Here is a 16,931-nt window from a genome sequence, read left to right as displayed (position 1 = left end):
GTGTTTAGCTCTTACTTGGGTTATCGACAATCGTTGAGTTCAACGTTTGTATGGTGATGGTGTAGCCTTGGGTCAAATGTTTGAAGACAATATTACCTTTGGTTTTGTGTGTACCAGGAGCTGCTTGGTAATCAATTCGAATGATTGCCTGCTGGTTGTCATCAAACACGGTGCGGCTGTTGTCTGTGTCGACCAAGTGCCAGCCGATACTTTGCAGAGGCTGAGCCCATGCTTCTGCAGGCCACAAGGTAAGCATTAAATTAAACAGTACCTGTTCGGGTTGAGGCAGTGTAGCCCCAAGACCAGATAGCACTTGTGTTTCAATAGCTTGGTTTTGGTATTGCAGCGATAAGATACGCGTACCCCAAGAAGAGAAGCCCGCTAAAACGACCTTTTCGGGAGTGACTTCAACTTGAACAGGTAACTGCTGGGTGTCGTCTTGCCAAGTTGCGCTGATCAGCTGGCTTGCCGTCAATGAATATCCCAGCTCCGTAGGCTGCGGCAAGGCTAGCTCGGTGTCTTTGTCGATTGCGACACTTGCACCTGTCGGTTGTTGAGAAACCATTGAACAGGCGTTGAGAAGTAACCCTAGCACGACGGCGAGTGCTATCTTGATTGTGTTGTTCATCTAAAGGCCTCGCGAGGTTTACTTTTTTCTGTGGTTTGTTCGCTGTTGATTGCGAGTGGTGAAAGTAACCATGCTACGAAAATACCTGTTAGCACGGTAATACCGAAGCTATGAATGGCATGAGTCTGACTCAGTGACAGAAGGCCAAATGAAAGCAGCGTTGTGAGACCAGACAAGGTGATCGCCAGTAAGGTACTCAGTGACTTTTTCTGCTCAGCAAAGAACAGGGTGTAGTCGATACCAATCCCTAAAATCAGAATCAGCCCAAGCAGGTTAAATAGGTTTAGTGTCGAGCCTAAAATGCCTGTGACCGCTAAACCGGCCACACCGGCAATCAATGACGGCAGCAGCATCAATAGACTTTGTCTCACGCCGTAGCGCCAAGCTAACACCATGCCAATAGCCGCTAATGCTATCAGTAACAGCTCGGTAATCTTAACGCGGTACTCAGCGAACAGAGATGAGATCTCATCTGCTTTATTGAGGTATTTCACGCCTTGTTGTTGAGCAAAGTTTGAATCTAACCAATTTGAGAATAACTCAGAATCAGTAACCTCTTTGATCATGATGACCGATGCCGCTTGGTTATCGATTGGTTGCAACCAAAGTGGGCGAATCGGCTCAGATACCGGAGACGCCAAAAACTCATCCAGTGTGATCGGTTGGTATTTTGGTAGCTCTGGGAAGCTCGACCAACCGAGTGTGGTTTGTAAGGTCGCGCTTTGGTTAGCGTAGAGTTTTTTAACCAACTGATAGTTGTCGTGTTGCTCTTGCTCACTTGGCAGATGCTGATTGACGCTGCGATAGCCTGAGATAACTTGCTGATCGACCAACGAATCTAATTCCGAGCTGATCAACGCTAATTTGTTCAGTAACGCCTGATTGCTGTTCGCCGTCACTAACAGCATGTTTTGAGCGCTACCTAGGCCAGAGATTTCTGAGATGGCTTGCTCTTGTTGTTTGAGTTGTTCAGGCATCGCTTGAAGTTGGCGGATATCGTCGTCGTAACGAACCTGAGTGATTGAAGCCAAGCTCACCAAGGTTACTGCCAATGGTAAGCCGATCCTAAATTTGGGATTGCTCCACAAGTTTAGCCATGTGCACCAAAGGTTAGTTAACGGAAGCGCTCGTTCTTGACTTGGTTTGAATGCCAATACTGGGTACCAACACACCACACTGGCATACGCGGCAATAAGCCCGATGGATGAGAACAGAGCGAGTTGCTGTAAGCCTGGGAAGGGTGCAACCAGCAGCCCTAGGTATCCTATTAAGCTGGTGATTAAGCCGAGAGTGATTGCGATGAAGATATGCTTTAGGCCTTTGTCACTCTGCCACTGGCTTCCTGCTGCCAAACGGTCAGTGAGGTAGTGAAAAGAGTAATCGATGGATACGCCAATTAAGCTTGCGCCAAACACCAAGCTGAATAGGTGGACTTTACCGAAGATGGCGACGGTGCTCGCCAGTGCGACCAATAATCCCGTGCTGATTGAGAGCAAAGACAAGGCAAGCGGCAGTGCGCTACGAAACGTCAACCACACTAATAGAATCACGCCCGCCAATGAGCCTAAGCCAATGGTACTGATTTCAGATTTTGCACTTTGGGTGCCGTAATTTGCGTAGAAAACCACACCAGTGTGCTGAACTTTGACGTCAAACTGCTTCTCGATTTTTCGTTCTAAAGCGTCTAATGCAGGAAGTTGTTCTTGAATCGCTAGGCTATAAGGAGAGCCAGCTAACGTCGCGGTAACAAGAATGTGTGATTGATCTTGTGATTGTGCGGTTAGATAACCTTCTTTAATCCCAAAGTTACTCGAACGGGTGCCAACCTCGCTTATATAGTCACGAAATAACAGGAACGGGTCTAAGGTTAACTCAGTCGCTGTCACACCTGAAAAAGGGTTGTACAAGGATTGAACCACATATTGAGCACGCGATTCTGGTGCATGAGTTAATGTTCCTTTCTGTAGTTCGGTCAGCAGTTGAGCGCGATGACGAAAATAGAAGTCACTCCATTGGCTTTGTGTGCTGGCATTGATCTTGCCTTGAACATGTTTGAAGAGAACTGAACTGTCAGAAAATGCGTCTTGATTGAGCGATTTCTCAAAGGCTTGGGTTGCTGCCATGGTGCTCTTGATATCAGAGCCACTCAAGATGAACACTACTTGCTCACTCATCGAGTTGGAAATCTGCTGAAAAGCTTGTTCAACCATAGGATCTTGCTGATTCTCAGGTAGCAATTTCATGATGTTGCTTTCGATGGGCATTGAAGAAGAAAAAGCGAACTGTTTGATCAACAGTCCGCTAAAAAGCACCACGATAACTAGCCAAACAAGGGCAAGCTTAGAGTTGAAATTGTTGCGCTTCGGCATCTGACAATACTTCCGGTTGATGGCTTAACTGGCTGAACTCGATCACCGTGCTGTCCCCACGAATCTCTTTTAGCTCGATTCGCTCAATATCACTGTTGCCTTGTAGCGTGATGGCTTCAAATACTGCATTCATTGGCGCATTTTTGGGCGTTAGGATAAGTGTCCATGAATTGTTGCCTGTATTCTCGTCTGGGCTTTGTATCGCTGCAGGCTCGAACGACAGAGAGAATTGTTCTTGAAGCTTTTGCGTATCACCGTGGAACACCGATAGGAAAATATGACTGAAGTAAAACGCCATTGGGTTTTCTTTGTCAGTGATGATCTTAGCGGGTTGATCAGCAAATCTTTGGCTCAGTTTGTTATCGGTAAGCACTAAGTTCACCGGAAACGGTGTGGTTTGCGTCCAGAGTAAACCACTTGATTTGTCTAATAGGAATGTACCTTGCGACGTCAAAGGTTGGGCAAACATTTCCATATTGCGTGTTTGAGTAAACTCGCCACGAACAATACTATTTTCACTCAACACCATTTGAAGTTCTGAAATAGAACCGACGGCAGCTGTGTTCTGATTAGCAGTAGCAAGGCTACTTGCCATCATCGCAGCGAGTCCTAACAGCAAGACGCTAATGTGTTTACGACTGCGTTTAAACAGACTCATGATTCACCTGTTGTGGGTTAGAGGCTTGAGATTGATGTTCAGCAGCTAGAGGTAAGCAACCGAACTGGTGCCAGTGCTCGACTTTATCGGTAAACACTTTCGGAGAAGCGAAACACATCTCTTGTTCTTCAATGGTCACGGCAACCTGCATGGTGTGTGCTCGTGTCATTCGAGCGCCGGTTAGAGCATCATGAATTTCATAATCGACACGAAGGCGGTTTTCCCACTCGGTGAGTTTCGCTGTGACCTTAATCTTGTGATTAAACGGTATCGCCTTAATGTATTTCACGCGGGTATCGATGATAGGCCACATGTAGCCAGAATCCTTCATCTCATGATAGTTGTACTCAATCTTATCCATCATGATACGTCTTACTTCCTCAAAAAAACGGAAGTAGTTGCCGTGATAAATCACGCCCATTGGGTCGGCATCTTGGAATGAGGTGATAAGCGCCACCTCAGATTGTAATGGATGAAGGATTTCAGACATAAATCGCTCTCAACAATATTGTGTAAAGGGTAGCTACTTTATGAGGTTAACTACTCTATGAGTAAAGTTCTTTTAATAAAGTGACCAGTGCTGACTTTGAATACGAGAAATAAAGTGGCGTAGATCGCCTTCCAGCGGGCGGTCCTCGACTATAAACTCAAACTCTTTCAGTACTTCGTCGCGAATGTGCTTGAGGTTCTCACTCATGTGGTGCTCATCAAGCTCATTGTGGCGTTTACGAAGCTCAAGCGCTTGCGTACCAGCCAGAAGAGAAGCTGCCGCTACTTGTTCGGTTAGCTCTAGAACGCGTAAACAGTCACGGGCTGCAATAGTACCCATGCTCACTTTGTCTTGGTTGTGACACTCAGTTGAGCGAGAGAATACGCTTGCAGGCATCGTATGTTTTAATGCTTCTGCTGTCCAAGCTGACACGCCGATTTGTACCGCTTTGAAGCCGTGGTTGATTGGCTTGCGCTCGCCTTCAGCACCCGTTAGGTTAAATGGCAGACCGTTGTTGAACTTGTAATCCATCAGCTGCGCCATTTGGCGATCAAGCAGGTCTGCAAGGTTCGCTACTGCGGTTTTTAGCGTATCCATCGCCATTGCGATATGACCACCGTAGAAGTGTCCGCCGTGCAGTACGCGCTCGTTATCACCATCGATAATCGGGTTGTCGTTGGCACTGTTTAGTTCGTTCTCAATCATCTGGCGAAGCCAAGGTAGAGAGTCTTGAACCACACCGATAACATGTGGAGCACAACGCAGAGAGTATCGATCTTGTAGGCGATCACTGTTACGTGGCGGGCGATCCGCTTGCAAATCATCACGTAACCACGCCGCAACTTGTTGTTGACCTGGATGAGGTTTCACTGCGAACAGCGCTTCATCGAAGTGGAAGTCATTGCCATGCATACCGACAGATACCATAGCGGTGATCTTGGTCGATAGCTGAGCTAGATATTCCGCGCGCTTGTAAGCGATACAAGCTAGTGCCGTCATCACAGACGTACCATTCATCAACGCCAAGCCTTCTTTTGGCTTAAGCTTGATAGGGCTGATGCCTAGCTCTTTGTAGACGTCACTGGTTGGGCGCACTTCACCTTTGTAGATGACATCACGCTCACCAATCAGTGCGGCTGCTAAGTAAGACAGAGGTGTTAAATCGCCACTGGCACCCACTGATCCTTCTTGAGGAATACGCGGTGAGATGTCTTGGTTGATTAGGGTAACGATCTGGTTAAGCAGATCGTGAGTCACACCAGAGACGCCTTGTGATAGCGAACAAAGACGAGTTGCAAGAACTGCTCGAGCTTGCTCGTGAGACAGTATTTCACCCAAGCCACAGCCGTGGAAGCGTGTTAGGTGAAGAGGCAGTTCATCGACAAGGCTTGGCGGAATCGCAACCGTACAAGAGTCACCGTAACCCGTTGTTACGCCGTAAATCACGCCTTCTTCTTTAAGTAGGCGTTCTAAGAAAGCGACACCACGGTCGATCTTAGATGTGAATGCTTCACTTGAGTTCATCGAGGCTTTAGCGCCTTGTGAGATAGCGACAACGTCCTCAATCGTGAGGCGTTCGGCACCAAAGGTGATGCTATTTGGATTCTTTTTCGTCATGGTGCTTGCTCAATGTCCAAAAATTAAAAAAGTTGTACCACTGAAGCGGTGCTTTCAGTGTGTAGTGCTGAAGTCGGTCTGCGTATTGTTGAACGACTTGCTTTAAAGATTGTTCGCGTGTCTTTCTAGGTAGCTCGATTTTGTCGCTAAAATGCTCAAAATAGACATTAAAGTGCGGTTTTTCTTGCGAATCGTCACGTAACCCAAACAGCAAAAATACGGGTGCTTTGAGTACAGAGGCTAACATAAATGGCCCTTGAGGGAACGGGGCTTCCTTACCTAAGAACTCAGCCCATACCGAGCGGCTCTCTTTGCTGGTGGAAGTTCTATCACCGACAATCACGATCCATTCGCCTTGCTCTAACTTCTGTTGTAAAAGGATAGCGGTATCAGGCCCCATAGAAGTCACTTGAATCAAGTTTAAGTCAGACTGCGGGTTCACGGCTTTCATCACAGAGTTAAAACGCTCAGCGTGCTCTGTAAAAACCAAAGCATTGATTTTGATGTTCGAGTGTCTGCGACCCAAAGCTCGACACAATTCTATGTTGCCTAGGTGTGAGCCTAAAATCAGCACACCTTGCTGGTTTGCTACCATGTTTTCGAATTGGTCTTGGCCATGAATAGTGAGATTCTCCGCTGAGAAATCGCCTTTCCATGCCGCAAGCTTGTCGAGCATCGTATGCCCAAACGAAAGCAGGTGGTTATAGCTAGTTAGCTCTGCAGGTAATTCTATGTTCTGTTGCTCTGCGTACGCCTTTAGTTGAAACAAGTATTGCTCAGAAGCGTTTCGCGCTCGCTTGCCCGTTAAGTGGTAGTAACGCATCACACCACGCAGAATGAGGTTGAACACACCGCGACCTAACAAGGTATAGATGGTCAATAACAGCTTGATGCCTAATACTGTGCCGCGTTCTTGAGTGCGAGACCAGTGGGGTTGTTCAGAAGCTTGTGGTTCTGAATCCGTCGATAAACTTTGGTTATTATCAGCTGAATCGGATTTGAAATGGCGAGCAATCAGTTTTGGTGCTCTTGGCAGCATGCCGAGGAAAAGACGCGTATGCATCCAACTGATTTTGACGTTATCCCACAATGCATCGAAATGGGAAATGCCGTTTTCAGGATAGATGACTCGAGTTTCAACGAAGTCTATGTCGCAACCTTCCCAATACAGGCGAACTAGAATTTCGATATCGAAGTCCATTCTCGAACCAACATCGTACTTGCTCAGTACCGTTTGTGTTTGGTTGATTGGGTACGCTCTAAAGCCACACATGCTGTCTTTAATTGATAAAGAAAGGGTTTCTATCCATACCCAAATGTGTGTCGCATAACGCCCGTAGAGCCTTGCTTTAGGCACACTCTCGTCGTAGACAGGCTGGCCTGATATTAGACGTTGTGGCTTAGCTTGTGATGCCTCAATCAATACTGGTAAGGATTCAAGGTCGTGTTGTCCGTCAGCATCAATCTGAATGGCATGGCTAAAGCCGAGTTGTTGTGCTTTTTTGATTCCGGCTTTTACTGCGCCGCCTTTGCCTTGGTTCTGTTCAAGCGTGACCAAGGTTACGTTTGAATTCTCTGCTAGGGGAGCCAGAAACTGTTTTGTGGTGAGTTCACTGCCATCGTCGACGATGATGATCGGCAACTCAAAGTGATGGAGCGACGAGACCACAGCAGGCATGGTTGCGCCATGGTTAAAGCATGGGATAAGGAAGCAAGCCTTGTAGCTGCTTTCTTTTGTTTGGTCTTGAGAAGTAGCCTCGACGGGAGCGCTATTCACTTTTCTCTCCCAGCTTCATTTTGCCTGAAGAGTGGGTCTGTTCACCGTTGTTTGAGGTGTAACTGAAGCTCAGCTTGTCTTTGTCAGCATCCCATTTGAGTGATAACTGGATTGTAGCATCAGGCAGGATAGGCTCTTGGAACTTGATGACTTCCATACCTTTAAAGAAACCAGGGACGTTTAGCTCTTGGACAGCGTAGTGAAGTGCCCAATCGATTTGTGTGACGCCCGGTAGAATAGGGAAGCTCTTGAAGTGCCCCTTAAAATCGGTGATATCTGCGCTAACATGGAGTGTCAGGGTCGATTCATTATCTAGCGTGTCTACAGCAATGATGTTTGGTTTTCTTTTATCCATAGGGCGTGCTTAGAATCCTTGGGCAAATATTGGTTCTTTGACAAAAATATAAAAAGATAGTCTCAGTGTAAAATACGATCAGCGGTTTCTATGATTTTATTAGCTGTTCTATGTGAGATGTTAATCGCTTGCCTTGGCTGTTGAGAGGAATCTCATCAACAATACGGTACTTTCTTGGGATAGCGATTGGCTCTAACCACTTTCTGAGTTCTGTACGTAGCATCAACCAGAATTTACCTTTACTCATGGTCGATAATCTCGCTTGGCCTTCATCTGATAATACCAAAACAGAGGCCAAGATTAATCGCTCAGGTTCCTCAAATGGAATCACTACACACTCGCTTATCCAAGGCAGTTGCTCCAGTCGTTTCTCCACTTCAACCAGTGATACTCGTTTCTCTTCGATCTTGATCACTCGGTCGGTTCGACCCTTCAATATGAATTGACTATCTGAGACCATTTCGCACTCGTCGGCGGTTTGATACCAGTTGTTTTTATCGATATATGGCGACAATAACTTAATGCAATTCTCACTGTTGAGACTAGCCTCAATACAATCAAAAAGCTGCCAAGGAGTTTGAGCGCTCTCTTGCTGACGAAATGCGATGCCACCGGTCTCTGTGCTGCCAAACACCTCGATAGGTAAATGACCAAGTAGATCTCGTGACTGGTGAGCCGACTCGTTAGGCAATGGACCGCCCGAAGAGAAGATTCCTGCAAGTTGTACCTTGTTGGTCTCGTGCTTTAGTCGCTTGAGTAGCGCAGGGCTGCTGATGAGCACACAGTTTTTATTGGCATGAGACAGAATTTGTTCAGGGTATTCTAGGTTGTTTCGAGCAAATGGAACACCAGAGCAGAGTGGCCATAAGATTCTAAATAGTAAACCATAGATATGTTGATGAGAAACGGTGCTTTGGATTCGGTTTCCCTTGAGTAATTTGCCCCAGTTTTTATTTAACTGAGCGGTTTCAATATCTAGGTGTTCTAACGTTTTATCTATCGCTTTTGGCGTGCCACTTGAACCTGAAGTAAAAAGAGTTAATGGGACAGTTGCCAAATCAATGGTCGTAAGATCATCGGTTAGAGGCTTTTGTACTTCGGTGCTTGAGTCCAATAAGGTTTGGATATTGCGAACGTCACTCACCTCAACTTCGCCAATCGAGTCATCAACTAGCAGGCAATCAAACTGTTCATTTAACTCTGCAAGCGCACAAGGCTGGTAGTTGCCCGGTAAGATGATGTGTTTACTGGCTGCTGCACACGCCAGAAATGCCACCGAAAATAGGTAGCTATCTTGGGTACAAATCGCAACTCGTTGAAAAGGGGATGAAGGTAAAAGGTGCACGAGTTGAGATAAGTCGTCGTTAAATGTTTGCCACGTAATCTCACTATTGTCGTCAAAGCAGACAATAGATTCAGGGGCTCTATTCTGGCTGAGAAGTTCAGACAACGAGGTGTAAAATACGGTTTGGGTCATAACAATTTAACTCTGACGAATGCGCTGTCTTACTACCCACTCACCTGCAAAGAGTAACCCAGCAAACAGATAGCTGAGTAAGCCATTGTATAGGGTCCATATTTCAAGAGGTTGGAAGCAGGTGTAAAGGGCGATAGAGCCATTGATAACAAAGAACAAGCACCAAACTTTGGTGACTTTTCGCGTGTAATCAACGCCACTTTGCGGAAGTTCAGGCTCTTGAAGACGAGCAAGGCGCTCGATAATCGTTTGTGGTTGCCATAGGCTTGAAGCGAATACGACCAGCATACAAACATTAACGATAACGGGATAATAGGTTAGCCAGCCATGTTGCTTAAAGGCTAAGCCTAAGGCCAGCAGAACAATACCGGCAGTTCCACTGATCCAAGCTAGGTGTTTTAGCTCTTTGATTTTAGCCTGACCGCCAGTAAAAATGCGGACAGCAAAGATAGCGGCCAAGGCGATACCCACGGTTTGTAGGCCAAACTTGTTGAGTCCAAAGTAAACCGCTATTGGATAAGTGAAAAGTATGATTGCCGACAGTAAAGTCAGCAGAGGACGCATTATGCGTCCTTCAATAGTTCAACCACAGACTCTACAACGTCATTAACGGTGCGTACTGCTTTGAACTCTTCAGGCTTGATCTTCTTACCTGTTACGTTCTGTAGATGAACGACCAAATCAACCGCATCAATGCTGTCTAGGTCTAGATCAAGATAAAGATGAGCTTCAGGCGTGATATCTTCAGCGTCAAGCTCGAACAGCTCGATAAGCGCATCTTTAACCTGGTTGTATACTTCTTGTTGGTTCGCTTGTGTCATAAAGATCTGTCTAGTTGTTCGTTTGAGATGAGATGTAGTTCGCTAGGTTTTCAACCGATGCAAAATGCTGGCGAGTGTTTGAGTCGTCGGCATCGATAACAATGTTGTACTTTTTCTTGATAGCAAGACCAAGCTCTAGCGCATCGATAGAATCTAACCCAAGTCCATCACCAAATAGTGGAGCTTCCGTTTCAATCTCATCGATGCTCATATCTTCAAGGTTCAATGCGTCGATGATCAGTTGTTTCAGTTCGTTGTGTAATGTTTCCACTTTGGCCTACTTAATGCTTTATCTAAATGCTGCTTTAAGGGGGCGATTCTACATTATGCGAGGTATTTTCGAAATGCCGATATCGCCTGCTGTTATATTGAGGAACTAAATGTTTTCTTCGGAAGGGAAAATAGTGTGTGCAAGATGATGATTAAGGCGTCTTGCTGCCGAAGTTAAATTATTCGAATTCTCAATAAATGGTGCGACTTCTATTTTACCTTTCACCGCGACATGAAAAAAGGGTTTCGTAGCAGGAACTTGATACCATTTTTTTTCTTTCGTTAAGAATGTCGGAGAAACTGTAATATGAATCACGCGTAAATCGGTTTGTGTTCGAGTCGCGATTTGTGCCGCCCCACGTTGTAAGGATGGTTCAATTCCGGGTGTTGTGCGAGTTCCTTCGGGAAAAACAAGCAGTACGTTTCCACGAGAAAAGCGTTCTTCACAGCGTTCTAAAAGATCGTCAGGTGTTTGGTTGGGAATATATCCAGCGGCTTTGACGATCCTCTTCATAAATGGGTTTTTCCAAATGGCTGCTTTAACGAGGCAATCACATTGAGGAAGTTGAGAGGCGATCAGTACATAGTCAATCAAGCTTGGGTGATTGGCGACGATGATGCAGTTGCGATCTTCTCGCAGTAGTTCCGCGCCATCAATTCGGTAATCAATCGCGCCGGTGAATTTCATGATCTGGCAGAACGCATTGAATGAAAAACGAATCAATCGTTGAGCCTTAAGCTCTCGTTGAATGGTGTCTGAAGTAATGAGAGCGATCGATGGCAAGATCAAGAAGCTAAGCACTAAGCCTCCTAATCCGAAGATGGTAAAGCAGAGGCCTGTCGCGAATACTCGCCAATATTGGTCGACCTTGCTCATTTATACTGCTCCGGCTTTTGCGTTATTTACCCAAGTCCAATCTTGGTGTTTGCCTGCTACTGTCCAGCTCTGTGAGTTCTGAAGGATATTCTGTAGCGCTTGCAGGCCTTGAGGCAATTCAGCTACTGAGTTTTCGCTAGCTACGGCTTTTGATAATGATACGTTTCTTGATATCGATGTGGCTCTTGATACCGAGTAGTCATCGCCAGAGGTGAGCACTAACCCCAGCGCATAGTCGGCATAGCTTTGAGTTTCGAACTCTTGGTAGAGCTCAGGCAGAGGCTGGTCGAAATCGATAACTAACACACGATGCGATGGGTATTGGTGAAGGTAAAGATAGGCTTCAATCAGAGCGTTATGGAAAGTATCTTGCCCAGCTGCAATAGAGGTCAATGGAATCGGCGCTTTTGCGGCAATGGTGGTTAGCCCGGCTGCGGTATTGTGTACCGACTGTGAGAACGCCATTGGTGAGGCATCGTCACCTTCCAATATCGACTGAATCAATGTGGCGGTTCGGTGCAGTTCACCGTGTCGGCTGGCAAAAACCAGATAATCAATCGAGGTGTCTTTTAATAGCGTTAATGCGGTTTGGACGGCAAGCTTACTTTGTAGGCTCATTCGGCGGCGCATCATAGGAGGGATCGCTTTGAATTCCGTTGAGCCGTCTTGTGGCCAATCTAAATGAGTGCTCCACGCTTGCCATTCGGCATCGGAATTGAGACCGGCAGAATTTGCAGACCATTTCTCAATATTGAACGACATTAATTGGGACTGATTTGACATAGAGTATTGATTTGCTTTGGGTCTAACTAAATACTATGCGTGCTTATAAATAAACACAGATAAGGAATTTAAATGAAATTACTAAAAATAGCCGTTTCAATGTTATTCATATTCGTTCTTGCAGGGTGTGGACGTGTCCAACCTGTAATGAATGTTGAGGATACTCCAGTTGCACTTAATCTTCAAAGTAAACAGGTGAAATCAGCTATTTATGAATCGGCTGAGAATCGAGGCTGGTTGGTTTCAGAAATAAAACCTGGCTTGATCCGTGCAGAACTGTATGTTCGCTCACACCATGCTGTGGTTGAAATTCCTTATAGCGACAAGTTTTACTCTATTCTTTACGTTGAATCAGAGAATTTGAAGTATGACGATGGTGAAATACACCGTAATTACAACCGCTGGGTTAATAACTTAAACGTTGATATTAAACGTAAGCTTGCACAAATGGCTGCAGAGTAACCCTCTATTATTTTAAAGTTAGGTTTTTCGTGTCGGAATATAAATTAGATCCATTCAATGCATTAGAAGCAAAAACAGAAGCTCAAAAATTGTCTTTCGCTCCTATTGTTTTTCACACTGCTCGTACACTTCGTGATTTAGGTATTTTAAAAGCCTTAGATGATGCGGGTAGTGATGGTTTACCAGCAGAGACGCTTTCTGAATTAACCGGAGTATCCGAGTACGGCGTGAAAGTTCTACTTGATATGGCGTTGAGTGCTCATATTGTGACTTGGGAAAAGCCTAACTATAAAATGGCTAACCTTGGCTTCTACCTTCTGCACGATGGCATGACGAACGCAAACATGGATTTCACTGCTGATGTTTGTTACGCCGCGATGATGCATTTAACGGAAGCGATTGAAGAAGGTACACCTGCAGGCTTAAAAGAGCTGGGTGATTGGGAAACTATTTACCAAGGCTTGTCTCAATTGCCAGAAAAAGCAAAAGAGAGCTGGTTCAAGTTTGATCACTTCTATTCCGATCGTTCATTCCCTGTACTGCTCGAGAAGGTCTTTAGCAAGGAACCTAAAACGCTGGTGGATATTGGCGGTAACACGGGTAAATGGGCAATGCAGTGCTGCAATCACGATGCAGACGTTGAAGTCACCATTGTCGATCTTCCGCAGCAGCTAGAAATGGCAATGGCAAACGCTAAGCAACATGGTCACCAAGATAGAGTAACGCCATTCCCTGCCAACATGCTCGACAAACAGCAAGCGTTGCCGACAGGCGCGGATGTGTGGTGGATGAGCCAATTTCTTGATTGCTTCTCGCCAATGGAGATTCTGAGCATATTAAAGCGTGTTCGCTCTCATATGTCAGAAGAGGCGACGGTCTATATCCTTGAACTGTTCTGGGATGCACAGAAATACGATGCGGCTTCTTATAGTTTAAATGCGACTTCGCTGTACTTTACGTGCTTGGCCAATGGCAACAGCCGTTTTTACCGCAGTGAAGATTTCTTAGAGATCGTTGAAGAAGCTGGCTTTGAAGTGGTGACCCGTACCGACTATATCGGTCTTGGTCATACACTGCTTGAATTGAAAGCTGGCGCGCAATAAAAAATAACAAACATGGCTTAAATTAATGAAAAAACTGTCAACTCAAGTAGTGATCATCGGAGCTGGGCCATCAGGGTCTATTGCTGCGTCTTTGCTTCATCAAAAAGGCATCGATGTTCGAGTGATTGAAAAAAGCGTATTTCCGCGCTTTTCTATTGGCGAAAGCTTGTTACCCGCTTGCATGGAAGTGATTGAACAGGCTGGGATGACTGACGCAGTAATCAACGCCAACTTCCAATACAAAGATGGCGCAGCCTTTCGCAAAAATGGCGTTTATACCGCGTTTAATTTTGAAGATAAGTTCTCTGCTGGGCCGGGAACTACCTTTCAGGTTCAGCGCGGCGCCTTTGATAAGGTGTTAGCAGACACTGCCGAGGAGCAGGGGGTCGCTATTGATTACCAACATGAGTTGATGGGCATTAATTTCACCGACAACAGTACCATTTTAGAGGTTCAAGTTCTTGATGGAGAGCGCTATCAGCTAGAAGCGCAGTACGTGCTGGATGGCAGTGGCTTTGGTCGAGTACTACCGAAAATGCTTGATTTGGAAGAGCCGTCATCGCTTCCTCCTCGCAAAGCTATTTTCACGCACATCAACGATCATATTGCAGAAGTGGATACCGACCTTGAATATGACCGAAATAAAATTCTGATCTCGGTGCACCCAACCAACCCTGATGTTTGGTATTGGTTGATACCGTTTAGCAACGGAGTGTCTTCATTTGGTGTGGTAGGGGAGCCTAAGTTCTTTGAATCCTACCCACAAGATAAGATTGCCGCGATTAAGCAATTGGCAATGGAAGAACCGGGTTTGGCTGAGATACTGGCAAGCGCTGAGTACCCAAATCCTGCAGGTGAAATCGGTGGCTATTCAGCTAACGTGAAGCATCTTGCGACAGACAAATACGCATTGCTCGGTAATGCGGGTGAGTTCCTTGATCCTGTGTTTTCATCGGGAGTAACGATTGCGATGAAGTCGGCTCAGTTTGCGGTTGAGTGTGTGGAAAAGCAGCTTAACGGTGAGAAGGTTGATTGGGAACGCGATTATGCCGATCCATTGATGGTTGGTGTAAACACCTTTAGAACCTATGTCGAAGGGTGGTACTCAGGTACCTTGCAGGATGTGATTTTCTATCAAGATCCAAACCCGAAGATTAAACAAATGGTGTGCTCTATTTTGGCGGGCTACGCGTGGGATCAAACCAATCCTTATGTGAAAGACTCACAGCGTCGATTGACGACATTAGCAGAGATCTGCCGAAGCTAGGTGGTCGATTCAGTGTGATTGAATATCTTCAATCACTAGGGTGACTAACCTAAAAATAAAAACAGCCGCAAATGCGGCTGTTTTTGTATCTGAAAATATGGGAAGTCAATTCAATTGAGCGAAGGTTACTTCAAGTCGATGCTGTTCAATCGACCCATAAAAACGAGCAGATCAATCACATCTTTGTGAGCATCAAGCAGTGCGCGTTTGGTTTGGCTATACGCGGCAAGTCGACCGTGCTTTCTGATTGAGCACACCTTAGTTTTGTATTTGTAATCACCATTCTCAGAGAACACGCGCCATTTGGCTATATAGCACTCATCACGATGCTCGGGGTCACTCTGTGTTGGGTTGGGTTTGAATACAATCTTAGGCTCTAAACTATGAGGTAGGCGCGTCATCAAGTAGGGCTCTTTGAGGACTTTAGGCCAAAACTTACCCCAAAGCTCTCTGCCCAGTTCATCTCTTAACTTAATGGTTTTCTTCAGTGCCTTGTCTTCACCCATACGAACAAAGCCGACAGATCTGTGTAGCACAGTGTCTTCGGGTGTATGAATGTGGATCTTAAAAGCGGTTTTACCTTTCGAGATAAAGCGGTAACCGGTAGCACCAATTAGATTATTCTGGCTCATAGTTTGCTAAATGATGATTATGTTATTAATAAGGTTACGACAAATACGTTAAAACCGAAACTAATCATCATGAAAAAAATAAAGCCTTAACAAAACTGCTAAGGCTTTATTAGAAACTCTGAGACGAGCGTGTCGCTAACTACATGATTTTCTGCATCACATCACCAATTTGTATGCTTCCCGCAAGGCTTGGCTGATCAATCGTCAGTTCCGCTTCGTTTTCGTAAACGCGAGAAACTGTTAGCGTGATGTCACTTTGAGAAACCTTGTTGCGTGGCAAACCGCGTTGGTCGATAAACGAACCTGTGTGCCATAACTGAAGCTTGTCACCTTGCTGAACACCATGCATTCGGCCTAAATCGATGGTCACTGTATTGCCGTAGACCGCCGCAACCTCTGGAAGAGTGATCTTACACGATACTTCTGATTCCAAGTCCAACATGATATTACGGCTGACGCGAAGCATCATGCTGCCATAAGTGGATGCCCAGAAGCGTGCGCTGCGTGTATCGACCTCACTGGTCTTAGCAAATGGCCATTTAGCCACTTCACGATAGCTACGATTGTAAACTTGGTGACCTGTTTTACCGTCGAACACTTGCATCTCGAGTGCGAACTGACGGTTGATAACATCGTCTTTCAAAAGCTTAGATTCGATGGTCGCCGTTAAGTCGGTAATGTCGCCGCCAATGATGTACTGCGCGCCTGTATCTTGAGCGATCATTTTGATCACTTCAGGTCGACGCTTGTCGATGTCATAGTTGGTTGTGCCGACAGATACAAAACTGCGAGATTCTTGCGCTAGCTGTCTGTCAACCACATGGCTGAAATCATCGCCGATGTTATAGATTCTTCCCATCACGGCTTGTTGAGGCGATGCCACATCAATATTGCCGACTAAAAATGTTTTCTTATATTGGCTCTCATGGCAAGCATTTGCCGAAGGATAGATGTCGATCCTTGCGGTGATCATTAAATTGCCACCGCGTGTTCTCTCTTTATCAACCAAGATGTAGCGTACTTCGTGGTTGGTAAACTGGAACTCTTTCTTGCTCGAATCTAGATAGGGCGTGAGGTTGGAGATACTGCCAATATCAGCGCCTGAGAACTGAACAGCCTTGTAAACCGCGTCTTCCAGCGCGTGGACTCTTGCACTTTCTTCTGTCGATACGATCGCTGCTGTACCGGTAACTTCATACCAAGAGGCATGAGCACTGAAGCTTATGGTTATCAGTGAACTTATTGAAAATAAGTAAGAAATTATTTTTTTCATCTATTCGTTACCAGTTGGGTATAAATATTGCTTAACAAATAACTATAAGCTTGAAGCTGACTTAAGTGCGTT

The 16,931-nt window shown here is 45.6% G+C and carries 18 protein-coding genes; 3 read left to right on the top strand and 15 right to left on the bottom strand.

The features are described 5' to 3' along the window. Positions 1–4: 4 nt before the first annotated feature. The 13 genes from L1D37_RS05965 to L1D37_RS05905 form a co-directional block, all read right to left on the bottom strand. A complete protein-coding gene (locus L1D37_RS05965) occupies positions 5–628 on the bottom strand; it encodes a DUF3261 domain-containing protein (protein WP_239847235.1) in 624 nt (207 codons plus the stop codon). Beyond that, a complete protein-coding gene (locus tag L1D37_RS05960) occupies positions 625–2,997 on the bottom strand; it encodes an MMPL family transporter (protein ID WP_239847233.1) in 2,373 nt (790 codons plus the stop codon). The genes L1D37_RS05965 and L1D37_RS05960 overlap by 4 nt, the downstream gene beginning before the upstream one ends. Continuing rightward, positions 2,969–3,655 (bottom strand): outer membrane lipoprotein carrier protein LolA, encoded by a 687-nt coding sequence (locus L1D37_RS05955; RefSeq protein WP_239847231.1) that lies wholly within the window; start codon positions 3,653–3,655, stop codon positions 2,969–2,971. The genes L1D37_RS05960 and L1D37_RS05955 overlap by 29 nt, the downstream gene beginning before the upstream one ends. Further along, positions 3,642–4,145 carry an acyl-CoA thioesterase gene (locus L1D37_RS05950; RefSeq protein ID WP_239847230.1) on the bottom strand — a complete coding sequence of 168 codons (504 nt, stop codon included), beginning with the start codon at positions 4,143–4,145 and terminating at the stop codon, positions 3,642–3,644. The genes L1D37_RS05955 and L1D37_RS05950 overlap by 14 nt, the downstream gene beginning before the upstream one ends. Before the next feature lie 72 nt (positions 4,146–4,217). Then, entirely contained in the window at positions 4,218–5,762 is a 1,545-nt protein-coding gene (locus tag L1D37_RS05945; protein ID WP_060467269.1) for an aromatic amino acid ammonia-lyase, read from the bottom strand. Further along, positions 5,740–7,539, bottom strand: coding sequence for a glycosyltransferase family 2 protein (locus L1D37_RS05940; RefSeq protein ID WP_239847229.1), 1,800 nt, complete (start codon positions 7,537–7,539; stop codon positions 5,740–5,742). The genes L1D37_RS05945 and L1D37_RS05940 overlap by 23 nt, the downstream gene beginning before the upstream one ends. Continuing rightward, the gene (locus L1D37_RS05935; RefSeq protein ID WP_239847228.1) at positions 7,532–7,894 is read right to left on the bottom strand and encodes a 3-hydroxyacyl-ACP dehydratase; all 363 of its coding nucleotides are present in this window, start codon (positions 7,892–7,894) and stop codon (positions 7,532–7,534) included. The genes L1D37_RS05940 and L1D37_RS05935 overlap by 8 nt, the downstream gene beginning before the upstream one ends. An 88-nt stretch (positions 7,895–7,982) precedes the next feature. After that, the gene (locus tag L1D37_RS05930; RefSeq protein ID WP_239847227.1) at positions 7,983–9,371 is read right to left on the bottom strand and encodes an AMP-binding protein; all 1,389 of its coding nucleotides are present in this window, start codon (positions 9,369–9,371) and stop codon (positions 7,983–7,985) included. Positions 9,372–9,377: 6 nt separating this feature from the next. Next, a complete protein-coding gene (locus tag L1D37_RS05925) occupies positions 9,378–9,935 on the bottom strand; it encodes a septation protein IspZ (RefSeq protein WP_239847226.1) in 558 nt (185 codons plus the stop codon). Next, on the bottom strand, positions 9,935–10,192 hold the full coding sequence (locus tag L1D37_RS05920; protein WP_004739745.1) for an acyl carrier protein: 258 nt from the start codon (positions 10,190–10,192) through the stop codon (positions 9,935–9,937). Before L1D37_RS05920 ends, L1D37_RS05925 begins: the two co-directional genes overlap by 1 nt. Before the next feature lie 10 nt (positions 10,193–10,202). Further along, a complete protein-coding gene (locus L1D37_RS05915; protein WP_004736154.1) occupies positions 10,203–10,463 on the bottom strand; it encodes a phosphopantetheine-binding protein in 261 nt (86 codons plus the stop codon). Between the two features lie 105 nt (positions 10,464–10,568). Then, on the bottom strand, positions 10,569–11,339 hold the full coding sequence (locus L1D37_RS05910; RefSeq protein ID WP_239847225.1) for a lysophospholipid acyltransferase family protein: 771 nt from the start codon (positions 11,337–11,339) through the stop codon (positions 10,569–10,571). Beyond that, on the bottom strand, positions 11,340–12,122 hold the full coding sequence (locus L1D37_RS05905) for a beta-ketoacyl synthase chain length factor (protein WP_239847224.1): 783 nt from the start codon (positions 12,120–12,122) through the stop codon (positions 11,340–11,342). It abuts the gene before it with no gap. A 72-nt stretch (positions 12,123–12,194) separates the two neighbouring features. Between L1D37_RS05905 and L1D37_RS05900 the strand changes: the two genes are divergently transcribed. Genes L1D37_RS05900 through L1D37_RS05890 form a run of 3 tightly spaced genes read left to right on the top strand, consistent with a single transcriptional unit; the run spans position 12,195 to position 14,954 of the window. Then, positions 12,195–12,584: a hypothetical protein gene (locus L1D37_RS05900; RefSeq protein WP_019824137.1), complete on the top strand. Its 390-nt coding sequence runs from the start codon at positions 12,195–12,197 to the stop codon at positions 12,582–12,584. A gap of 29 nt (positions 12,585–12,613) precedes the next feature. Beyond that, positions 12,614–13,687: a methyltransferase gene (locus tag L1D37_RS05895; protein WP_239847223.1), complete on the top strand. Its 1,074-nt coding sequence runs from the start codon at positions 12,614–12,616 to the stop codon at positions 13,685–13,687. Between the two features lie 25 nt (positions 13,688–13,712). Beyond that, positions 13,713–14,954 (top strand): NAD(P)/FAD-dependent oxidoreductase, encoded by a 1,242-nt coding sequence (locus L1D37_RS05890; protein ID WP_239847221.1) that lies wholly within the window; start codon positions 13,713–13,715, stop codon positions 14,952–14,954. A 125-nt stretch (positions 14,955–15,079) separates the two neighbouring features. On the opposite strand, the gene L1D37_RS05885 is transcribed toward L1D37_RS05890, so the two are convergent. Then, positions 15,080–15,586: a hypothetical protein gene (locus L1D37_RS05885; protein WP_016791308.1), complete on the bottom strand. Its 507-nt coding sequence runs from the start codon at positions 15,584–15,586 to the stop codon at positions 15,080–15,082. Between the two features lie 139 nt (positions 15,587–15,725). Further along, a complete protein-coding gene (locus tag L1D37_RS05880; protein ID WP_176681822.1) occupies positions 15,726–16,859 on the bottom strand; it encodes a flagellar assembly protein FlgT in 1,134 nt (377 codons plus the stop codon). Positions 16,860–16,931 lie beyond the last annotated feature (72 nt).

Origin of the sequence: Vibrio sp. Isolate33 (genome assembly GCF_022397895.1) — a bacterium.
Classification (GTDB): domain Bacteria; phylum Pseudomonadota; class Gammaproteobacteria; order Enterobacterales; family Vibrionaceae; genus Vibrio; species Vibrio pomeroyi.
This window is presented reverse-complemented; position numbering and strand designations above follow the sequence as displayed.

Excerpts from the sequence above, each read along its gene's own strand:
- L1D37_RS05965 (WP_239847235.1), bottom strand. The coding sequence starts at position 628 with ATGAACAACACAATCAAGATAGCACTCGCCGTCGTGCTAGGGTTACTT.
- L1D37_RS05935 (WP_239847228.1), bottom strand. The coding sequence starts at position 7,894 with ATGGATAAAAGAAAACCAAACATCATTGCTGTAGACACGCTAGATAAT.
- L1D37_RS05925 (WP_239847226.1), bottom strand. The coding sequence starts at position 9,935 with ATGCGTCCTCTGCTGACTTTACTGTCGGCAATCATACTTTTCACTTAT.
- L1D37_RS05960 (WP_239847233.1), bottom strand. The coding sequence starts at position 2,997 with ATGCCGAAGCGCAACAATTTCAACTCTAAGCTTGCCCTTGTTTGGCTA.
- L1D37_RS05945 (WP_060467269.1), bottom strand. The coding sequence starts at position 5,762 with ATGACGAAAAAGAATCCAAATAGCATCACCTTTGGTGCCGAACGCCTC.
- L1D37_RS05910 (WP_239847225.1), bottom strand. The coding sequence starts at position 11,339 with ATGAGCAAGGTCGACCAATATTGGCGAGTATTCGCGACAGGCCTCTGC.
- L1D37_RS05885 (WP_016791308.1), bottom strand. The coding sequence starts at position 15,586 with ATGAGCCAGAATAATCTAATTGGTGCTACCGGTTACCGCTTTATCTCG.
- L1D37_RS05900 (WP_019824137.1), top strand. The coding sequence starts at position 12,195 with ATGAAATTACTAAAAATAGCCGTTTCAATGTTATTCATATTCGTTCTT.
- L1D37_RS05950 (WP_239847230.1), bottom strand. The coding sequence starts at position 4,145 with ATGTCTGAAATCCTTCATCCATTACAATCTGAGGTGGCGCTTATCACC.
- L1D37_RS05955 (WP_239847231.1), bottom strand. The coding sequence starts at position 3,655 with ATGAGTCTGTTTAAACGCAGTCGTAAACACATTAGCGTCTTGCTGTTA.
- L1D37_RS05880 (WP_176681822.1), bottom strand. The coding sequence starts at position 16,859 with ATGAAAAAAATAATTTCTTACTTATTTTCAATAAGTTCACTGATAACC.
- L1D37_RS05920 (WP_004739745.1), bottom strand. The coding sequence starts at position 10,192 with ATGACACAAGCGAACCAACAAGAAGTATACAACCAGGTTAAAGATGCG.
- L1D37_RS05905 (WP_239847224.1), bottom strand. The coding sequence starts at position 12,122 with ATGTCAAATCAGTCCCAATTAATGTCGTTCAATATTGAGAAATGGTCT.
- L1D37_RS05930 (WP_239847227.1), bottom strand. The coding sequence starts at position 9,371 with ATGACCCAAACCGTATTTTACACCTCGTTGTCTGAACTTCTCAGCCAG.
- L1D37_RS05890 (WP_239847221.1), top strand. The coding sequence starts at position 13,713 with ATGAAAAAACTGTCAACTCAAGTAGTGATCATCGGAGCTGGGCCATCA.